This window comes from Asaia sp. BMEF1 (genome assembly GCF_051628905.1).
GTDB lineage: Bacteria > Pseudomonadota > Alphaproteobacteria > Acetobacterales > Acetobacteraceae > Asaia.
This window is the reverse complement of sequence record NZ_CP157575.1, coordinates 1,770,553-1,788,715: the sequence shown is the minus strand read 5'-3', so window position 1 is coordinate 1,788,715 and position 18,163 is coordinate 1,770,553. Positions and strand designations below refer to the sequence as shown.

The 18,163-nt window shown below is 58.0% G+C and carries 16 protein-coding genes and 1 tRNA gene; 9 read left to right on the top strand and 8 right to left on the bottom strand.

All coding sequences use genetic code 11. From position 1 onward, the window contains the following. Window positions 1-16 precede the first annotated feature (16 nt). The gene (locus ABHV46_RS07775; RefSeq protein WP_438380989.1) at window positions 17-844 is read left to right on the top strand and encodes a hypothetical protein; all 828 of its coding nucleotides are present in this window, start codon (window positions 17-19) and stop codon (window positions 842-844) included. Between the two features lie 42 nt (window positions 845-886). Here the strand turns inward: ABHV46_RS07775 and rbsK are convergent, their stop codons facing one another. Continuing rightward, complete coding sequence (rbsK, locus tag ABHV46_RS07770; protein ID WP_438380988.1) at window positions 887-1,852, bottom strand: ribokinase; 966 nt, start codon at window positions 1,850-1,852, stop codon at window positions 887-889. Between the two features lie 71 nt (window positions 1,853-1,923). Here rbsK and ABHV46_RS07765 point away from each other — a divergent pair, with 71 nt between their 5' ends. The 4 genes from ABHV46_RS07765 to ABHV46_RS07750 all read left to right on the top strand — a co-directional run bounded on the left by ABHV46_RS07765 (window position 1,924) and on the right by ABHV46_RS07750 (window position 9,137). Then, window positions 1,924-2,835: a glycosyltransferase family 9 protein gene (locus ABHV46_RS07765; RefSeq protein ID WP_336947113.1), complete on the top strand. Its 912-nt coding sequence runs from the start codon at window positions 1,924-1,926 to the stop codon at window positions 2,833-2,835. Window positions 2,836-2,874: 39 nt separating this feature from the next. Beyond that, on the top strand, window positions 2,875-4,809 hold the full coding sequence (thrS, locus tag ABHV46_RS07760) for a threonine--tRNA ligase (protein WP_438380985.1): 1,935 nt from the start codon (window positions 2,875-2,877) through the stop codon (window positions 4,807-4,809). A 196-nt stretch (window positions 4,810-5,005) separates the two neighbouring features. Next, window positions 5,006-5,527 carry a translation initiation factor IF-3 gene (gene infC, locus ABHV46_RS07755; protein WP_025841637.1) on the top strand — a complete coding sequence of 174 codons (522 nt, stop codon included), beginning with the start codon at window positions 5,006-5,008 and terminating at the stop codon, window positions 5,525-5,527. A gap of 1,213 nt (window positions 5,528-6,740) precedes the next feature. After that, window positions 6,741-9,137, top strand: coding sequence for a beta strand repeat-containing protein (locus tag ABHV46_RS07750; protein ID WP_438380984.1), 2,397 nt, complete (start codon window positions 6,741-6,743; stop codon window positions 9,135-9,137). A 169-nt stretch (window positions 9,138-9,306) separates the two neighbouring features. Here the strand turns inward: ABHV46_RS07750 and ABHV46_RS07745 are convergent, their stop codons facing one another. The 7 genes from ABHV46_RS07745 to ABHV46_RS07715 form a co-directional block, all read right to left on the bottom strand. Continuing rightward, a complete protein-coding gene (locus ABHV46_RS07745; RefSeq protein ID WP_438380983.1) occupies window positions 9,307-9,729 on the bottom strand; it encodes a DUF6691 family protein in 423 nt (140 codons plus the stop codon). Continuing rightward, complete coding sequence (locus tag ABHV46_RS07740) at window positions 9,726-10,157, bottom strand: YeeE/YedE family protein (RefSeq protein WP_438380982.1); 432 nt, start codon at window positions 10,155-10,157, stop codon at window positions 9,726-9,728. The genes ABHV46_RS07745 and ABHV46_RS07740 overlap by 4 nt, the downstream gene beginning before the upstream one ends. Beyond that, a complete protein-coding gene (locus ABHV46_RS07735) occupies window positions 10,144-10,452 on the bottom strand; it encodes a metalloregulator ArsR/SmtB family transcription factor (RefSeq protein ID WP_438380981.1) in 309 nt (102 codons plus the stop codon). The genes ABHV46_RS07740 and ABHV46_RS07735 overlap by 14 nt, the downstream gene beginning before the upstream one ends. Before the next feature lie 359 nt (window positions 10,453-10,811). Beyond that, window positions 10,812-10,902: transfer RNA gene (locus ABHV46_RS07730), tRNA-Ser, on the bottom strand. Between the two features lie 17 nt (window positions 10,903-10,919). Then, window positions 10,920-11,564, bottom strand: a complete 645-nt coding sequence (locus tag ABHV46_RS07725; protein ID WP_438380980.1) for a phosphoribosylanthranilate isomerase — start codon at window positions 11,562-11,564, stop codon at window positions 10,920-10,922. Beyond that, complete coding sequence (gene pyrF / locus ABHV46_RS07720) at window positions 11,561-12,265, bottom strand: orotidine-5'-phosphate decarboxylase (protein ID WP_438380979.1); 705 nt, start codon at window positions 12,263-12,265, stop codon at window positions 11,561-11,563. The genes ABHV46_RS07725 and pyrF overlap by 4 nt, the downstream gene beginning before the upstream one ends. A gap of 53 nt (window positions 12,266-12,318) precedes the next feature. Next, window positions 12,319-12,660, bottom strand: coding sequence for a LapA family protein (locus ABHV46_RS07715; protein ID WP_336947105.1), 342 nt, complete (start codon window positions 12,658-12,660; stop codon window positions 12,319-12,321). 180 nt (window positions 12,661-12,840) lie between these two features. Here ABHV46_RS07715 and ABHV46_RS07710 point away from each other — a divergent pair, with 180 nt between their 5' ends. The 4 genes from ABHV46_RS07710 to ABHV46_RS07695 all read left to right on the top strand — a co-directional run bounded on the left by ABHV46_RS07710 (window position 12,841) and on the right by ABHV46_RS07695 (window position 18,161). Next, window positions 12,841-13,131, top strand: a complete 291-nt coding sequence (locus tag ABHV46_RS07710) for a hypothetical protein (RefSeq protein WP_336947104.1) — start codon at window positions 12,841-12,843, stop codon at window positions 13,129-13,131. 154 nt (window positions 13,132-13,285) lie between these two features. Beyond that, window positions 13,286-13,786: a protein-export chaperone SecB gene (locus ABHV46_RS07705; protein WP_336947103.1), complete on the top strand. Its 501-nt coding sequence runs from the start codon at window positions 13,286-13,288 to the stop codon at window positions 13,784-13,786. An 18-nt stretch (window positions 13,787-13,804) separates the two neighbouring features. Beyond that, the gene (locus ABHV46_RS07700) at window positions 13,805-16,777 is read left to right on the top strand and encodes a glycosyltransferase (RefSeq protein ID WP_438380977.1); all 2,973 of its coding nucleotides are present in this window, start codon (window positions 13,805-13,807) and stop codon (window positions 16,775-16,777) included. Beyond that, window positions 16,770-18,161, top strand: a complete 1,392-nt coding sequence (locus ABHV46_RS07695) for a M20/M25/M40 family metallo-hydrolase (RefSeq protein WP_438380976.1) — start codon at window positions 16,770-16,772, stop codon at window positions 18,159-18,161. Before ABHV46_RS07700 ends, ABHV46_RS07695 begins: the two co-directional genes overlap by 8 nt. Window positions 18,162-18,163: the final 2 nt, after the last annotated feature.

The window sequence follows — 18,163 nt, the reverse complement described above, 5'->3', positions numbered from 1 at the left end:
AAGGCTCCATTCCCGCTTGACCGCCGAGGCGCTGCCGCGCCAATCACAGCATATGAAACATGCTTTTGGTGTGCTGGCGATAGGAAGCAGTCTTTGGGCAGGTGGGGCCTTGGCCCATGCGCCCGAGCAGAGCCTTGCCCAGTGCGTTGCCCCTCTGCCGGATACTCCTGACCTTGTGCAGGAGCAGGCACAGGCATGGCTGCGTCATGGCGGGGGTCGCGACGCCCGTGATTGTCTTGCTCAGGCCGATCTCTCGTTAGGTGCCTATCGGGAAGCCGCGTTGGAATATCGGACGCTCTCGGCGGGATCGGCCCGTGATTCGAAGGGCGCGACCGCCGATTCCAACAGGAACGATATGTACGCCGAACAGGAAGCCGGGGCGTGGCTTCTGGCTGGCGACGGCAAGGCCGCGGAACAGGCTGCGCGCCTCGCGCTGGAGCGCGATCCGGCGCGACTGGGTCTGCGCCTGCTACTGGCGCGCAGTCTGGTCATGCAGAATGATTTTGCCGGTGGTATTGCGGCTCTGGGCGCGCTTCCTCTCCCGGAAAGTGCTGGCGGGGCAGTCGATCCATTTCTCGTGCGCGCTCTGGTGACGCGGGCTTCCGCCTACCGTCAGCTCGGCCAGAACGACAAGGGGCTGGCCGACGCCAATAAGGCTCTGGCTCTGGAGCATGACAATATCGAGGCGCTCCTCGAGCGCGGCATTCTCGAGGCGCGGCTGGCTCATTATGCCGAGGCCCGCCATGACTGGGACCAGGTGATTGCCCTCTCGCCCGATGGCCATGCCGCCTATCTTGCCCGTCAGGATGAGGCGGTCATGGATTCCGACCCGGATCAGAACTGAGCCAGGGCCGAGCGAAGATCAGCGCTTGGGGAAAAATGATTGCTAACCCTGACCGGCGACGCGGCCTGTTTCGATCAGAGACACGACATCGTGCCAGTCGGGCGCAGATTCGGCAGCACCGAGCCTCGTGGTGGCAAGGGCGCCGCTGGCCGCAGCATAGCGAACCGCTTCGGCGAAGGGCTTGCCCAGCGTCAGTGCAGTCGCCAGACCGCCATTGAAGCAATCACCAGCCGCCACCGTGTCGATCGCTTTCACCGTATATGGCGGTACGAAGCCTTCTTGCGTGCCGCTGCGATAATAGACGCCACGTGCGCCCATTTTCACTAGCGCATGGGCTGCTCCGCGCTCCTGCAGTTTCAGCGCGGCCTGAGCGGCTTCCTTTTCCGTTTCAGGATAGATACCGGTCAAAAGGCGGGTCTCGGTTTCGTTGGGGGTAACGACGTCGAGTGCGCGCCACAGCGCCTCGGGCAAACCCTGTGCGGGCGCGGGGGCCGGGTCGAGAATCACCAGCGTTCCGGCACGACGTGCTTCTTCGGCGGCGGCAATGGTGATGTCGAGCGGAATTTCGAGCTGGAGAAGCAGGGCCGACGCTGAGTGTATGAGCGGGCGGTGCGCTTCTACGTCGATCACATCGAGGGCCATATTGGCGCCACCGGCGACGGTAATGATGTTCTCTCCCTTTGCATCGACGGTGATGAGCGCAACGCCCGTCGGATGGGCTGCATCTTCACGCAGTGCCGAGAGGTCAACGCCGAAGGGCGTCAGCAATGTGCGGGCCAGGGCACCGAACTGGTCGGTGCCTGTACGGCCTGCCATGTAGACGCGCAGGCCGCATCCCTGCCCCAGACGGGCGGCGGCGGCGGCCTGATTGGCGCCCTTGCCGCCCAATCCGGTGGTGTAGCTCGCGGCATGGACCGTCTCGCCCGGATGGGGAATGCGCTCGGCGCGCGCCGTGATGTCGATATTGACGCTGCCGAAAGAGAGAATATGAGAAGGCCTGTCGGACATGGCTGCTTTCCGGGCTTTGCGAAGAAACACCCGGCGTATCACCGCTGCGCCGTCTCGGCTAGGATCAACCCATGCTTCGCATTCTCGTCATCAAGCTCGGCGCTCTTGGGGATTTCGTTCAGGCTCTCGCGCCTTTCGCTGCGATCAGGGCCCATTGGCCCGAGGCCGAGATCACGCTCCTGACGACGGCCCCTTTCGAGGCATTGGCCGAGTCCAGCCCGTATTTCGATCATGTCTGCATCGATGCGCGTCCGGGCTGGACCGATCTGCGCGGCGTGATGGCGCTCAGAAACCAGCTGCGCGGCCATGATCTGGTGATCGATCTCCAGACATCGGGGCGCAGCACGCGCTATTTCCGGCTGGCAGGGCAGAAACGCTGGAGCGGCATCGCGAAAGGTGCAGCCTATCGGCATGATAATCCGCATCGTGACGCGATGCATAGTGTCACCCGTCAGCGCGACCAGCTGGCGCGTCTGGGCGTCCCGGAAGCCGCTAATCCCGATCTAGACTGGCTGGGGCGGGCTGGTCCCGAGATTGCTGGCCCTTATGCCGTGCTTGTGCCCGGTGCGGCTCCGCATCGCCCGGCCAAGCGCTGGCCAGCCCGGCATTATGCGGCGCTGGCCCGACATTTACAGTCGCAGGGATTGGCGATTGTGGTGGCGGGAACCGATGCCGAGCAGCCACTTGCTGCGGAGATCGTGGCGCAGGTGCCCGATGCGCTCGATTTGACGGGGAAAACCGATCTTCTGGCTCTGGGTGGGGTCTTTGCCAGAGCGGCGCTCGCTGTGGGTAACGATACCGGGCCGATGCATCTCGCGGGGGCCATGGGATGCCGGTCCCTGACGCTGTTTTCGGCCGAGAGCAACCCGAGGCTGACAGCCCCCAACGGGGTAAGGCCGGGACAGATGCAGGTTCTGGCAGTCGACGATCTGCGCAATCTCGATGTTTCGAGGGTTGCGGCCTGCCTGAACTGGGGCCATTAGAGCAGCTTCACTTATTTCTTACGCCAGGAGCGCAAGTCCATGCCTGCCATTACCCTGCCCGATGGTTCCGTTCGCACGTTCGACGGTGCCACGACTGGCACGGCAGTCGCGGCTTCGATCGGTCCCGGTCTGGCGCGTGCTGCCGTTGCGATGAGCCTCGATGGCAAATTGGTCGATCTCTCGACCGAGATTGCCGAAGACGCGGCCATCCGCTTCATTACGCGCAAGGACGATATCGTTCTCGAGATGATCCGCCATGACACCGCGCATGTGCTGGCAGAGGCCGTTCAGGCGCTCTGGCCCGGTACGCAGGTGACGATCGGTCCGTCGATCAAGGACGGGTTCTATTACGATTTCTTCCGTAACCAGCCTTTCACGCCCGAGGATTTCGAGGCGATCGAAGGCAAGATGCGCGAGCTTATTGCGGCCAATGCGCCGTTCGAACGTGAGGAATGGGATCGTGACGCGGCGATCGCCTTCTTCGAGGAGAAGGGCGAGCGCTTCAAGGCCGAGCTGATCCGCGATCTGCCCGAGAGCGAGACGATCTCGATCTATCGTCAGGGTGCCTGGCTCGATCTGTGCCGTGGCCCGCATATGCGCGGCACGGGCGATATCGGCACAGCGTTCAAGCTCATGAAGGTGGCAGGCGCCTATTGGCGTGGCGATCATCGCAACCCCATGCTGACGCGCATTTACGGCACTGCCTGGCGTGATCAGAAGGAGCTGGATGCCTATCTGCATCAGCTTGAGGAAGCCGAGAAGCGCGATCATCGCCGTATCGGGCGCGAGATGGATCTCTTCCATATCCAGGAAGAAGCTGTCGGTCAGATCTTCTGGCATGCCAAGGGCTGGCGTCTTTATACGGTGCTTCAGGATTATATGCGCCGCCTTCAGACCCGTCATGGCTATCAGGAGGTGCGCACGCCGCAGCTCGTGGATCGTGCGCTCTGGGAAGCGTCGGGCCATTGGGACAAATATCGCGAGCACATGTTCATTGCGACCGTCGAGGATGAGGACAAGACGCTTGCCCTCAAGCCGATGAACTGCCCGTGCCATGTGCAGATCTTCCGCCATGGACTGCGCTCCTATCGCGAATTGCCGCTGCGTATGGCCGAGTTCGGGGCGTGCCATCGCTACGAGCCCTCGGGGGCGCTCCATGGCATCATGCGTGTGCGTGGTTTCACGCAGGACGATGCGCATGTGTTCTGCACCGAAGAGCAGATTGCGAGCGAGACGGCCTCTTTCGTTGCCATGCTCGATGAGGTCTATCGCGATCTGGGCTTCGAGAATTTCCGCGTGAAATTCTCCGATCGCCCCGAGGCGCGCGCCGGTGACGACGCGACCTGGGACAAGGCGGAGACTGCGCTCAAGGAGGCCTGCGGTCTGGCAGGCGTCTCATTCGAGACCAATCCGGGTGAAGGTGCTTTCTACGGGCCGAAGCTCGAATTCGTGCTGACGGATGCGATCGGTCGCGACTGGCAGTGCGGCACGCTTCAGGTGGATTATATTCTGCCCGAGCGTCTCGATGCCTCCTATATCGGCGAAGACAGCGCCCGCCACCGTCCGGTCATGCTGCATCGCGCCATTCTGGGGAGCTTCGAGCGCTTCATCGGTATTCTGATCGAGCAGTTTGCAGGCAAATTCCCGCTCTGGCTGGCGCCGACCCAAGTGGTGGTGGCGAGCATCGTGACCGATGCCGAGCCCTATGCGCAGGAGGTAGCCGACAAGCTGCGTCGCGCGGGGCTACAGGTCGAAGTCGATGGGCGTAACGAGAAGATAAACGCGAAGATCCGCGAGCACTCGGTCGCACGCGTGCCGGTGATTCTGGTTGTCGGCCGTCGTGAAGCGGAAGAAGGCAAGGTAGCGTTGCGTCGTCTTGGTGGCGCGGCACAGGAGATTCTGAGCCTCGATGAGACCGTGACTCTTCTGACCCAGGAAGCGCAGGCGCCGGACATGCGCCGCCTGCAGGGCTGATCTGCGACGTCTGAGCGTGCAAACCTTGCAATTCCGGTGTTTCGAGCCTATGTCGGGGCACCGGGCTTCCCGCAAACAGGGCGATGATTTCGTCACGTCAAGGTGATGAAATTTTTGGCCGCCCTGCGCGTATTGAAGTGCCGACAAGAAGTTTGTTCGAAAACGTCGACAGGAGACGACCATAGCTAGACCACCGATGCAGGCCGCACCCACCCGTGAAGGGCCCCGAGTTAACGAGGAAATCCGTGTTCCTCAGGTGCGCTTGATTGACGCCGACGGCGAGATGGCTGGCGTCATGACAACGCGCGATGCTCTCGCACGCGCTTATTCGGTCGGGCTCGACCTTCTGGAGATCAGCCCGACGGCTGAGCCGCCGGTCGTCAAGATTCTCGACTACGGCAAGTTCAAATACGAACAGCAGAAGAAGAAGAACGAAGCGCGCAAGAAGCAGAAGGTTATCGAGATCAAGGAAGTCAAGGTGCGCCCCAGCACCAATGAAAATGACTACCAGGTCAAACTGCGCGCGATGAATTCCTTCCTCGCCGAAGGCGACAAGGTCAAGGTGTCCCTGCGTTTCAAGGGCCGCGAGATGGCTCATCAGGAGCTTGGCATCAAGATGCTGGAGCGTATCCGCATCGAGATGGAAGAGAAAGCTAAGGTCGAGCAGATGCCCAAGCTCGAAAATCGCCAGATGATCATGGTGCTCGCACCGCGCTGATCGATGGCGATATGATTGCGGGGCCCGTCCCGCTGCATGGAAAACCCCGGCTCAGCCGGGGTTTTTTTTGTGTCGGGTGTTCAGCAGTCGAGCTGCGCGCGCAGATCTGACCTGATCTGAAGGCGCTATTGTCTACCCAGTTCTCCGCAAAATGTAGGCGCGCGCGATAAGAGAATCGATCAAGGCTGGCGTTTTACGATCTGCAGGAGCACGCTGGGCGTAGGCTTCCCCAGGGTTGATCGTAGTCCGAAGTGATTGATCGATGTTGAATTGGCTGCATCGTCTGGCAAAGGGCGTCTCCGCAGAGGTCCTCCCGCGCCTCAAGGACCGATGGCACGGTATCTGACGAAATCGCTTATCGTGGCGAAGAGAAAGTCAGGCTGCCGGGTTCTTGCTAATGGGGTGAGCAGCCCTAGCCTCAGCCGCGAGCAGGCTGGTGCGCGCGCCAAGGTAAGCCAGAGAAGGCGGGTCGCAAAAGAAGAGGCTGAAGATGCGGCGGGCGTTACAGTGAGACGTCGTCAGGTTCGCCAGCATAACCCACGCGAATATGTCGATGCCCGATCAGGCCTTCGCCGCCCCTCCGATTTTATGTTCCGGAGACGATCGCGCCGGAAAGACGGAGCGTGGGGCTGGTTTCCATGACGCCTCCCAAGCCTTTTTGCGCTGTGCCCATTCGCGCCCGGGGAGAGGCATCTGTATTTCCGATTCTCCGGTTCAGACATGTCGTTTTAACGAGAGTCGTGACTGAGTACAGGCTTGTTCCATGTCAAATTGCTTCAAAAAATTGAGAATATTTCTTTTTGGTCATCATATATTAATACATGATACCAAATATAATTATATATTTATTACTTAATAATAAGTTAATATATAATCATGTTTTCGGATTATATATTATATTTTGATTATAGATCACGAAATAGGAAAAATTGTTTTACGTATTTTGACAATACTGTTATTATTGTTCATTTAAACTTCTTGTTGTTCATTTTTTATTATTCGCAAGATATATTTTTTTCTTTAATCCGTATTTTCTATATGAAACTATCCCTGAAAATTCAGCAAATATCGTTCTTGTAATGAGATATAAATTATACTCACATTTAGGTGATCTTTTCGTAAGCAAATTAAGGGATTCTAAAGACACAAAGAGCAAACTAGCGTGAGTTCAACGCTTGTATGTCACATTGGCTGATAGAAAGTCGGATTAACGATGAGCACCAGTAACCAGCAGAGCCTGACTGATATCTATACTGACCCAAGTGTAGACGGTCCCAATCTTCCCATGAATACCCAGCAGGTCGTTAACGGTCGTATCATCTATAATGACGAGTTGTCCGATCTTGATGGCGAAAACTCGCCAGACTGGGCAATTATTCAGTGGAATGCAGCGAACGCGTTCGATCCGGCTGCCGGGGATGACAGCCAGGTATGGGACAATAATTTCGGCTACTCGGTCGGGCACTGGACTCAGGGTTCATCTACCTCGACCGCTGGAAAAACAACATATAACGTCTTCCGCGACCCGGATAATGGTCACTACGTCTATCAGCTCGCTGCGCAGGGAGGAAAACTACTTGACGTTCAGCTTTCTGCGACGAAGGAGGTAGACGGACAGTATTCATTTAATCATCAGATTACTGCCTCTTTCGAGCAGGGTATCAGTGATTATTCCGGTACTACCGGAACCTATCAGGCCGGTATCAATTTTACGATCAATTTCCATAGCGCGACGATGAGTTTCGGATTGTTTCTGCAGTTCGAGACAGTCGATTATAAGGGAACTCCCCAAGTCTATGTTTCCTTGCCCAAGTCTCTAGGGGGCTCGATTTATAACGTCACCGGATCGCAGGCTGCCTATATCAACCCGAACGATGCCTCCAATAATGGCGTCATGTATCAGACGACCGTTGATGTGAACCAGGGGCTCATGGCTGCCATCAAGGCAATGGTTGGGCTTTATCCGAACCTTGCAAGCCAGCTGCAGGATCTGAGCAACTGGTATCTGAGCGGAACCTATATCGGCGTCGAGTCCACAGGGACGGGACTTTCAAGCGATGTTACGGGTAATTACAACGTAGAAGATCCGACGATTACTTATGACACGACCAAAGCCGTCTCTTACAGCGATCAATCAAGCACTGTTCCCATCGTCTCCATGACGCCAGTAAACGGCGCCACCAGCACAGCAACTTTATCCGAGGTCAGCATGCCCAATATCGTCGTCCAGGGTGTCAATAACACTGTCTATATTCCGTATGTTACGTCTGATACTGCCGGGACGATGGCAAAAAGCTATGCGTCCAGTCTTCAGACGCTGCTCACAGCCGGCTCGCTGGATAATTCGATCCTGACCCCTGGAACGAACGGGTATGTGTCTTCCCAGAAGGCGTCACAGGCAGTCATCGATAAAAGCGGGACCTACGGTGTTGCGGGTAATTATTCGAACATTGTCGTCGCCTCGACCAGCAGCAACACGCTTGGTGGCGCCGTAACGCTCGATACAACCCAAAACACGGCCAGCTTCCTTAATATTGTTTCGGGCGACCAGTATGGATCCAATGTAAAGGTCGGCAATAATTCCGGTAGCTTCGCAGGAACGCAGGGCAATAACGTTTTCAATGCTTCCGGGTCATCGGGTAACTGGAATATCGCCACGGGGTCCGGTAACGACACGATCTACGGTGCCAGCGGTACCAACACGATCACGGGCGGCACGGGAAATAACGTGATCTATCTCGGTGGGTCGAATAACTTCGTCACGTCCGTCGGCAAGGACACGATTTATGGGGCGGCCGGTGCAATCGACACGGTCTCGCTTCAGGGGGGCAATTCCACCGCCAATCTGATGACCAATGCCGCTGTCATGGATTTTTCTGCAGGCAACAATATCACGATTGGCGATAACAGCTCGGTTTATGGCGGTACATCGTCTGTGGTAAATGTCAGCTCGGGCTCGGCGACGGTCACGGGTACTCAGGGCGACACCATCTCGGCAGCGGGCAATCTTCAGGTTATTCACGGAAGCAATCAGAATATCAGCGTTTCGGGCGCTCTGACCTTTATCTCGGGCACCGGCCAGACGTCGATCGCTGCAGGTTCCGGTACGATTTACGGCGCTGACGGGCTCTCGGTTACAATGAGCTCCGCATCACGCCTGCTCTTCACGGCCAACCAGCCTTACACCACCGGCAACCAGATGATCGATGGTCGCAATGTCGCGGGTGGACTCTCTGCCTGGTCAGGCGCGGGTCAGCAGACCATTCTTGGCGGGACTGCGTCGGACCAGTTCTATCTGGGTACCGCCTTTACGGGTTCGTCCAGCACGGCGGTGGCCGCGACAGTGACTGGCGGTTCGGGCGCCGGTAATCTCTTCGGCATGTTGGCAAACCATACCGCTGGTAATTTCACGATCACCGATTTCCGTGCCGCCGATAACAAGTTTTTCCTTTATAACTACAAGCCAAGCGATGCGACGGCTTCTGCTCAGGCCATTTTGAATACGGCGAGCGTTTCGGGCGGCAATACTTCAGTAATGATCGATGGGACTGCCAAGGTTACATTCCTTGGTGTGACGGACCTGAAGGTGTCTGATTTTACGATTAGCTGATCCAAAGGCCCAGGAGGCTGCGTCAGGCAACAATCAAGCCTGGTTCCCGGTGCATATCGTCAGAAAGGCAGATGCCGGGCTGCGAAACACGGGCCTCATCACATGAGCGCTGCAAGATCTCTTTTTTGCAGCGCTCCCTTATGACCAAATTCATTCCGTACAGTGTTTGTTATCCTGCACGCCGGGACCAGAAAGAAAATCCGTACATCCCTACAAAGAGGGCCATCAGGAAGACGAGAGTTTTCAAATTGCCTATTAGTAGACCGGCGATGGCGGGGCCTGGGCAAAGCCCGACCAGTCCCCATCCAAGCCCGAAAACCATGCTACCGATAATAAGACGACGATCGATTTTTCTCATGGTTGGCATGGAAAAACTCTCATCGAGCCAAGGGCGTGCCTGGTGTTTCTGTATCTCTACGCCAGTGTAAGCCACGATGACCGCGCCAAAGAGCACGAATATAAGAGCAGGTCGCCAGGCGCCGGCAAAATCGAGAAAGGCAAGCACGGCGGCTGGATCGATCATTTTTCCCTCTATCAGCCCCAGACTGAAAACCGTGCCGCAGAAGAAGCTGACAAGGTTGATGAGCTTCATGGCTGCATGCCACCTGTCAGAAGATGAAAGAGCGTGGCGGTGCTCGCGCCCACGGTGAGAAAGGTGACTACGGCGATCAGCGAGCGTGGGGAAAGACGCGCCATACCCATGACGCCATGCCCGCTCGTGCAGCCACTGCCCAGACGCGTGCCGAAGCCCACGAGAAGGCCGGAAATTACCACGGTCAAAAAAGAGGCATGGATTGTGATCGGGGGCCAGACGCCCCAAACCAGACGCCACAATAACGGCCCCACGATGAGCCCGAGCAGGAATGTCGTGTCTGGCGACGAAGACTTCTCTGCAAATAGGCCCGCGACCATACCGCTGATTCCGACGCTTCGCCCGGTGAGTAGAAGATACGCTGCGCAGGAGAGCCCGATCAGTAACCCGCCTGCGAGGCCCTGAAAATTTGGTTCAGACAGGATCATGGTGGTCGCGGCAATAAGTCTCGTAGAGAAATCTGATCAGAGCAGCCACCTTTCGATCCGAAAGGTGGTAAAATACGGACACTCCCTGCTTCCGGCTTGAAATAACCTGTTCGGTTTTAAGTATCTTGAGATGACGGGAGAGAGCAGGTTGTCGGATGCCGAGTTCGTCTTCGATCTGCCCGACCGAAAGCTCTCGCTCGACCAGAGTGCAGGCAATGAGCAGGCGTCCTGGGTGAGCGAGCGTTTTCAGAATTTCGGCCACCTCAGCCGATTTGTTTTCCATTTCGTCGGCCATGACGCCCTCATATTATCTATATATCGATAATATGATATTATCGGATTATGACAAGCTGAAAGAGATGAGGAAAAAGAATCAGCGCATTCTGTTGCGCAATAACACTGACGCCGCTCGCCCGAGCGCCGGGTAGAATTGCTACTGCAACGTGGGACAAGCCTCATTGTGTCGAGCGGTCCAGATTGATCGCATGAAGTGTTTCGTGGATTCCTTGGCGCATTTTGTGGTGCTGGCAGGAGGGAGAGGAAATATAATGCCGCGCATAATGAAAAAGCTCTCCCAGAATGGAGAAGAGTCTTGAAGAAAGTGCGTCCTCAGATGAGCGAGCGACATAATTTTCATGATTTTCAGGGAGTTGGTGGCGGAGAGAGTGGGATTCGAACCCACGGTACGCTATTAACGTACACACGCTTTCCAAGCGTGCGCCTTAAGCCGCTCGGCCATCTCTCCAGCGCGGGCGGACCATATCATTTTCTGTCTGGCGCGCAAGTGCCTCTGGCGTTTTTGATGAAATTTCGGATCAATGCGGGAGATTTGCATCCGGGCGCGGTTTCTACGCCTGAAGAGACATCCACCGCAGGGGCGCCGCTGGCAGCGATTGCCTGCGCGATATTGTCCGGGTTCAGCCCACCAGCCAGCATCCAGGGCGAGGGAGAATGCCAGCTCTGAAGCAGCGCCCAGTCGAGGCTGATTCCATTGCCGCCAGGGCGTGAGGCGTTGTCGGGTGCGCGCGGTTCTATCACGTAGCCGTCGAGATCAGACTCTGTGGGAAGGTCGTTCTGGTCTGTGATAGCGCAGGACAGCCATACTGGAAGGCCGAACCGGGCCTTGATGGCCCGTGCCCGCTCTGGCGTGTCATAAAGCTGCAGGATGTCGAGGTGTACCGTCGAGAGCGTCGCGGCAATCTGCTCGTCGCTGGCCTTGACGAAAAGCCCGACGATCTTGGGCAACGTGCCCCTATAGGATGCGACCAGTTCCGCAGCTTCTTGCGGGGTCACAAAGCGCGGGGACTTGGCGAAAAACACGAAGCCGATCCAGTCGGCCCCGGCTTCGCAGGCGGACCGCAGTCCGTCGCTATCCATCAGACCGCAGATCTTGACCCCCGTTTTCATGCGGAAGCGAGTTCCGCCTGAATTGAGGCCGCAGCGGCGGCGGGGTCCGCCGCCAGGGTGATCGGACGTCCGACCACAATCCAGTCTGCGCCAGCCTGCGCGGCCTGTCTTGGAGTCATGATGCGCTTTTGATCGTTCGCGTCAGAGCCTGTGGGGCGTATGCCGGGCACGACCAGAACGGGCGCTTCGCCCAGCGCGTCGCGCAAGGGGGCAATTTCTTCTGCCGAACAGACCAGCCCGTCTGCCCCGGCCGTCATGGCCAGGCGTCCCAGACGCACGACCTGCTCGCGAGGCGTTGTGGGGATGCCGATTTCATGCAGTGCCGCTTCGTCAAGGCTCGTGAGCACAGTCACGGCGAGAAGAACCGGGCGGTGCAGGGGCGGGTAGGCAGCGTCAATCGCCTGACGTGCGGCACGGATCATGGCGCTGCCGCCGCTGGCATGAATGGTCAGCAAAGAAGCGCCGAGCGGCGCGAGGCTGGTCAGCCCCTTGGCAACGGTATTGGGAATATCATGCAGCTTAAGGTCGAGAAACAGCGTGCGCTCGCCTGCCACGCTGCGTACGGCAGAGAGTCCCTGCGCATAGGTGAATTCCATACCCAGCTTGATGGCATCGACCGTGCCGTCGAGTTTTTTCGCCCAGTCGCGTGCCTGGTCGAGATCCTGTGTGTCGAGGGCGGCGATCAGGCGGGTGCGCTTCATGGTCTCTCTAACTGGAACGGTCATGGGAGGGGGGGGGGGGGAGGATAGGGGAATCAGGGGGCGACGGACGTTGCAGCCGGTGCTTCATACGGCGCACGGCTGGGATCGGTCGCAAGGGTCAGGCGATCTAGGCGCTGATGGAGATCGAGCACCTGGCTCTCGAGCGCACGCACCTGCTGTTCCGCTTTTCTGGCGCGCGAGCGCTGCTTGACCTCGCCAATGAACATCACGAAGCCGCCGAGAAGGAAGCTTGCGGCACCGACGCCAAGAACCAGCATCCCGACCGAGAATTGCCAGCCATAGGAAACGACCCAAAGCGATTGCGGATCGGGGTTGCTCAAAGCAAAGGTGATCAGAACGACAAGAAAAACGACGATAACGAGTAAGCGCACCATCGGAAAGACCTCACTTCAACGAGTTATCGGCGCAAGAATTTCGAGCCGTAGACTGATCGTATCGCCTTACCTCGGGTTCCGATAAGCGGCAAGGTTTGTTGCTTTTTCTTGACGCTCGACCGCGAGACGTGATCCGGTCATGGACATTCCCGGCCCATGATCAGGGAGGTCGTGCCCCTCATGTCGCAGCTTTTGATGTTCCGACCGCCTTTGCCCAATGTCGACAGGCTCTGGGCGGTCATTGCCTGGCAGGGGCGTCGCAGTCGTATTGCCAATGTTCATGCCAGTCACGAGGCAGCGGAGGCTGATTGTGTCTGGCGCAGTCGGCAGGTGCATGAGTACAGGCATTTTCTGGCCTCGGAGCAGAAGGCACCGTTACGCTATGAATTGCGGCAGATCGCGCGTGCCGAGATACCCAAAAGCTGGTCTCCGCTGCCGGCGCTCGGTTTTCTGCGTGGACAGAGCTTCTGACGGTTGATGACCGCCTTGTATTAAATGATGAGCGTGACCGGCGTTTTTCCTGCGTTGGCTGGCCTTGTCCGGCAAGTCATGACACAAGCATTGGCGCTGTATGCTTTCGGTCAGAAAGCATTGCAATGAAAAGACATTGAGGGAATGAGATTTCATGTCGGAACAGGAAGACACGGGCACAGCCGGCCGCTCGGATCGGATTGCACTGGAAACGCTGCTCGTCTCCGGCACGCAATATCTGAAATCCTCCAGCATCGCTTCGGTCGGTGCGCCAGAAGTGTTCTATAACCTGCCTCCTCGACCGCATGTGGGGCTGCGTATCGACGTCAATGCCCGGCAGCTCGGCGAAGATCAGCCGAATTTCGAGGTCAGTCTCGCCATGCAGGGCATCGGTTATCGCACGCCGCCTATGCCGGAAATGCCTGAACCGGAAATTCTCTACAGGATCGATCTGGTCTATTCCGGGCTCTTTGCGCTGCAGAATGCGCGTCAGGACATGATAGAGACGCTGTTGCTCGTTGAGGCGCCGCGCCAGCTTTTTCCATCCGCACGTCATCTGCTTCTGAACCTGATCCGTGAGTCCGGTTTTCCGGTCGCCAATATCCAGCCTGTCGACTTCAATGCCCTCATGCAAAGCCGCCGGGCACAGTCCTGACGCTTTGAGGCCGGTAAGATGACCGTGATACCAGAAACCTTGACCGCGCTCGGACCGGGTGAAGAGCGCGACACCCATACGCCACTCTGGGCCGTCTTCGATCCCGCCTGGTATCGCGCGCGCTACGGCCAGACCGTCATAGACATGACGGGCAGCCTGCCTGACGATCGTGGTCTCTTCGAATTCTGGCAGCGTGATGGCGCGCGCTATGCCCACTCACCCAACCGGTATTTCGACGAGATCTGGTATCGGCGTGTTCATTTCGATGTCGAAAATGGCATCAGGATGGGCGTTTTCGATTCCGGTTTTCAGCATTATTGCGAGACGGGTCACCGAGGGCGCTCCTGTCACTGGCTCTTTTCGGAAAGCGAGTATTTCTGCCAAAATCCTGACCTGACGCCCGCACTTGTCCGTGAAATGGGTTATAGTAATGGCTATGATCACTATCTGGAGAAAGGGCAACTCGAGCGACGCGTCAGCACGCCCTTCTTTGTGCCTGACATCCTGCGCGCGAGTCTGTTTCAGCAGCGTGTGCCGCTTGATTCCGGGATGGGGGAATTTACCCGGCTGACCCTTTCGCAGGATCTCAACACGTTACGATGCTCGTGGTATTTCGATCCGGTCTGGTATCTGGCGCAGTATGAAGATGTCTCGGGCAAGATCGAGAGTGGCGAGTATGTATCGCCGCTTCATCATTATCTCTCGAATGAAACCCCGACGCATTACAGTCCGAACGCGGTCTTCAGCGAGCGCGCGTATCTCGAGCGCTATCCCGATGTGAATGATCAGGTGCGCGCCCGATCACTACGCAACGGCTATGATCATTTTGTACGTTATGGCTTGTTTGAGGGGCGTAGTCCGGCAGAGGGCATCTCGCTGCCCAGTACGCGCCTTATGGGTCATGCTCCGAGCTGGCGCGAGATTTGTAGCAATGCTTTTATCGATCTCGTCAAAACCGGGGGCAGCCCCCCCGCCACGTCTCTGGCAGATGCTCCTGTCCTTCGTCAGCTTGAGAATCTTCAGGCCTTGCGGGCTGAGACGCTTCTGCCTCTTCTGTCACGCACGCCTCTTGATTTTCGCTATGTGGGCACGCCCGAATTAAGCGTTGTCATCCTGGCGACGTCGCATTTTCTTGCGCTAATCCAGACTCTGGCGTCGCTGCATGAGGGCAATCGCGGGGCGATGCAGGTTGTTCTTCTGGACGCAGGAGCGAAAGACGAAACCGCGGAGATCGAGCGCTACGCCCATGGGGTGGAACGTCTTTCCCTGGCATCATCCCGTCTGCAGGATGGCTGGCAGCGTGCGGTACCTCAGCTCGCCGCTGACCGCGTCTTGCTGATCGAGGCAGGGTGTCACCTCTTTTACGGGTCTCTCGAGAACGGTTTATCGCGTCTTGGTCAAGACAGAGTGATTGCGGTTGCGCCCCAGATCCTCGGCTATGATCTTCGTGTGATCGAGGCAGGGCTTTCTGTCGCGCGTGATGGCAGTTGCCAGCCCTATGGGGCGGGCATGGAAGCTTTTGCGCAGGAGGTCGATTTCGTTCGTGCCTGTGACACCGTGGGAGGGGGTGCCCTCCTCTGTTTCGCCGAAAATCTTCGCAGCCTGTCTTCAGACAGGCCGGATCTTCAGGCCCTGACGCTTCCAGTGCCGGTTTGGGCCGCACTCGGGCTGAGCATTCGGCAGGCTCTGCCATCCAAGCGTATTGTCTACGATCCGGGGTTCGTTCTCCGCTCGCCAGAGCGAGAACCGGCACACCCAGCCGCCCTTTCGCGTGATGCATTGATGTTGCGGCGCCATTTCGCCGATATTCTGCGTGGCAGTCTGCCTCAGGCACCGCAGAACGCAGAGATTTTGCATCGCTCGTCGCGTTGGGGCGAGCGGCTTCTTCTGATCGTGCGGGATGGAACCCCTGAGAAGATCTCTCACAAGATACGTGTAAGAGCTTTGAGTGAAACGCTCATTGATCTTGGGCTGCAGGTCACATTGTTCGTGCTGGTCGAGGGAGATAGGGCCGAGACCTGTCTGAGACAGGAGATGCCAGAAGAACTCGAATATCGCAGCGGCTCGACAGAGAGTCTGGGCTGTCTCATCGAGCAGCGCGTGCGCGGCTTTGATCGAATCTGGATATGCGGTGGTCATGCACTTAACACCGTGTTTCCTCTTCTGAGTGAAAAGGCCGCTTATCTTCCTGAAGAGCGGGTAATCCTCGATCTACGCGAAATCGAGACCTTCGAGCAGGAGAACGATCAACGCCTTTCTGCCAAAACCGGCGAGTTTGATGAAACGGAGTTCTACCGGCAGCGTCTTGCAGAAGAGACGGCCAATGCCTGGTTCTGTCAGGATATCGTCGTTCAGAGCGAGAGACAGGCAGCACTTCTGCGCGAAGCCGGGCTCGTCGGACTGACCATTCTGGGCGAGGCGGCGCCTGCGCTGTCGGGCCGCGACTTTGCCGACAGGCGTAATCTGCTTTTTGCCGCACAACCGGCAACGGCACCCGGATATACGCAGACATTTCTCAGGTGGTTCGTGCGCGACGTGTTGTTGCGTCTCGATGGTCGTCTGGCCGAGCCGGTCAATCTGATACTGGCCAATGAGTCCCTGCAATCGCTCGATTTATCCATGATTACCCATTATCGGCAGGTTGCGCCGCTTATGGCGGGGCAGGCACCTTTCGTAGAGTTGGCTGCTGCTTGTCGTGTTCTGATTGCGCCCGATGAGCGAAGTGGTGAGATCGCGCTTCAGCGTATTGAAGCGGCCTCATGCGGATTGCCTTGTATCGGAGAAGGAGGACCCCTGATGGAGCCTCTCGAGGTGCCGCTCGACGCAGGGCGGTTTGCAGACGCGATCGTCAGCCTTTATCAGGATGAGGAGATGTGGCGCCAGGCGTCGGAGACAGCATCGCGCCAGGCGGCGGAGATGCGGGCTGCCTATCGCAAGACCCTGGCCTGTCTCGTTGGAGTGAGTGTGGTGAAGGAGAGTGCGGGTGACTGAGAGCACGGAAACAGTACTGGCGCGCGTCGATCAGGATCTCGACAAGAGCCTCGAGCGGCTTTTTGCTCTGCTGCGCATCCCCAGCATCTCGGCTCAGCCCAGACATGCCGGCGATTGCCGCGAGGCTGCCGAATGGGTGCGTGACGAGCTGACGGCGCTTGGCTTTGACGCAAGCCTGCGCGAAACACCCGGCCATCCGATGGTCGTGGGGCATGACGAGCGCCCGGCAGGCGGGCTACATGTGCTGTTCTACGGCCATTATGACGTGCAGCCGACCGATCCTCTCTCACTCTGGAAGAGCGATCCATTCGAGCCGTCGATCACCACCGAAGCCGATGGCCGCAGGATTATCGTGGCGCGTGGCGCGTCTGACGATAAGGGGCAGTTGTTGACCTTCATCGAGGCCTGTCGCGCCTGGAAAGCCGTTCGTGGCACGTTGCCAGTCAGGGTTTCGATCCTGATCGAAGGGGAAGAAGAGAGCGGCGGCGCCAATCTCATGCCCTTCCTCAAAGCCAATGCGACGGAACTCAAAGCCGATGTCGCCCTCATCTGCGATACCGGCATGCCCGACCGCAAGACGCCTGCCATCACTACGAGCCTGCGCGGCCTCGTGGGAGAGGAAGTCGAGATCGTCTGTGCCACGCATGATCTGCATTCGGGCATGTTCGGCAATGCGGCGCGCAATCCGATCGAGCTGCTTTGCAAGGCTCTGGGCAGCGTGCGCGATGATTCCGGCCATGTGACCCTGCCGGGGTTCTATGACAACGTCGTTGTGCCGTCCGATATTGTGCGTGCGCAGTGGCGCGCGATCTTCCCGGATGATTCCGCAACGCTGGCGCCTGTCGGTCTGTCGCAGCCTGCGGGCGAGGCAGGATTTACGGCTATCGAGCAGATCTGGGCACGTCCGAGTTATGAAATCAACGGTATCTCCGGCGGCTATGAGGGCGATGGGTTCAAGACCGTTCTTCCCGCCAAGGCCATGGCAAAAGTGTCGTTCCGTCTTGTGCCGGGGCAGGATCCCGAGTGCGTTCGTGCGGCCTTTCGTGCCCATATCCGTGCCGTTCTGCCGCCCGATGCCAAGGTAAGTTTTACCGAACACGGCGCATCGACCGGGTTTGCCGTGCCGGAAGACGGCCCTCTCCTGCGTACCGCACTGGACGCGCTAGGCGATGAATGGGGTGTGCCTGCCGTCTCTATCGGTTGCGGCGGGTCGATTCCGGTTGTGGCCGAGGTGAAGGAGGCGCTCGATATGGACTCGCTTCTGGTCGGTTTCGCGCAGGATGATGACCGTATCCACTCACCCAACGAGCAATATGGCGTGGAGTCCTTTCACAAAGGAATCCGCTCCTGGGTGCGTATTCTGGACGCGTTTGCCCGCCGGTAAAT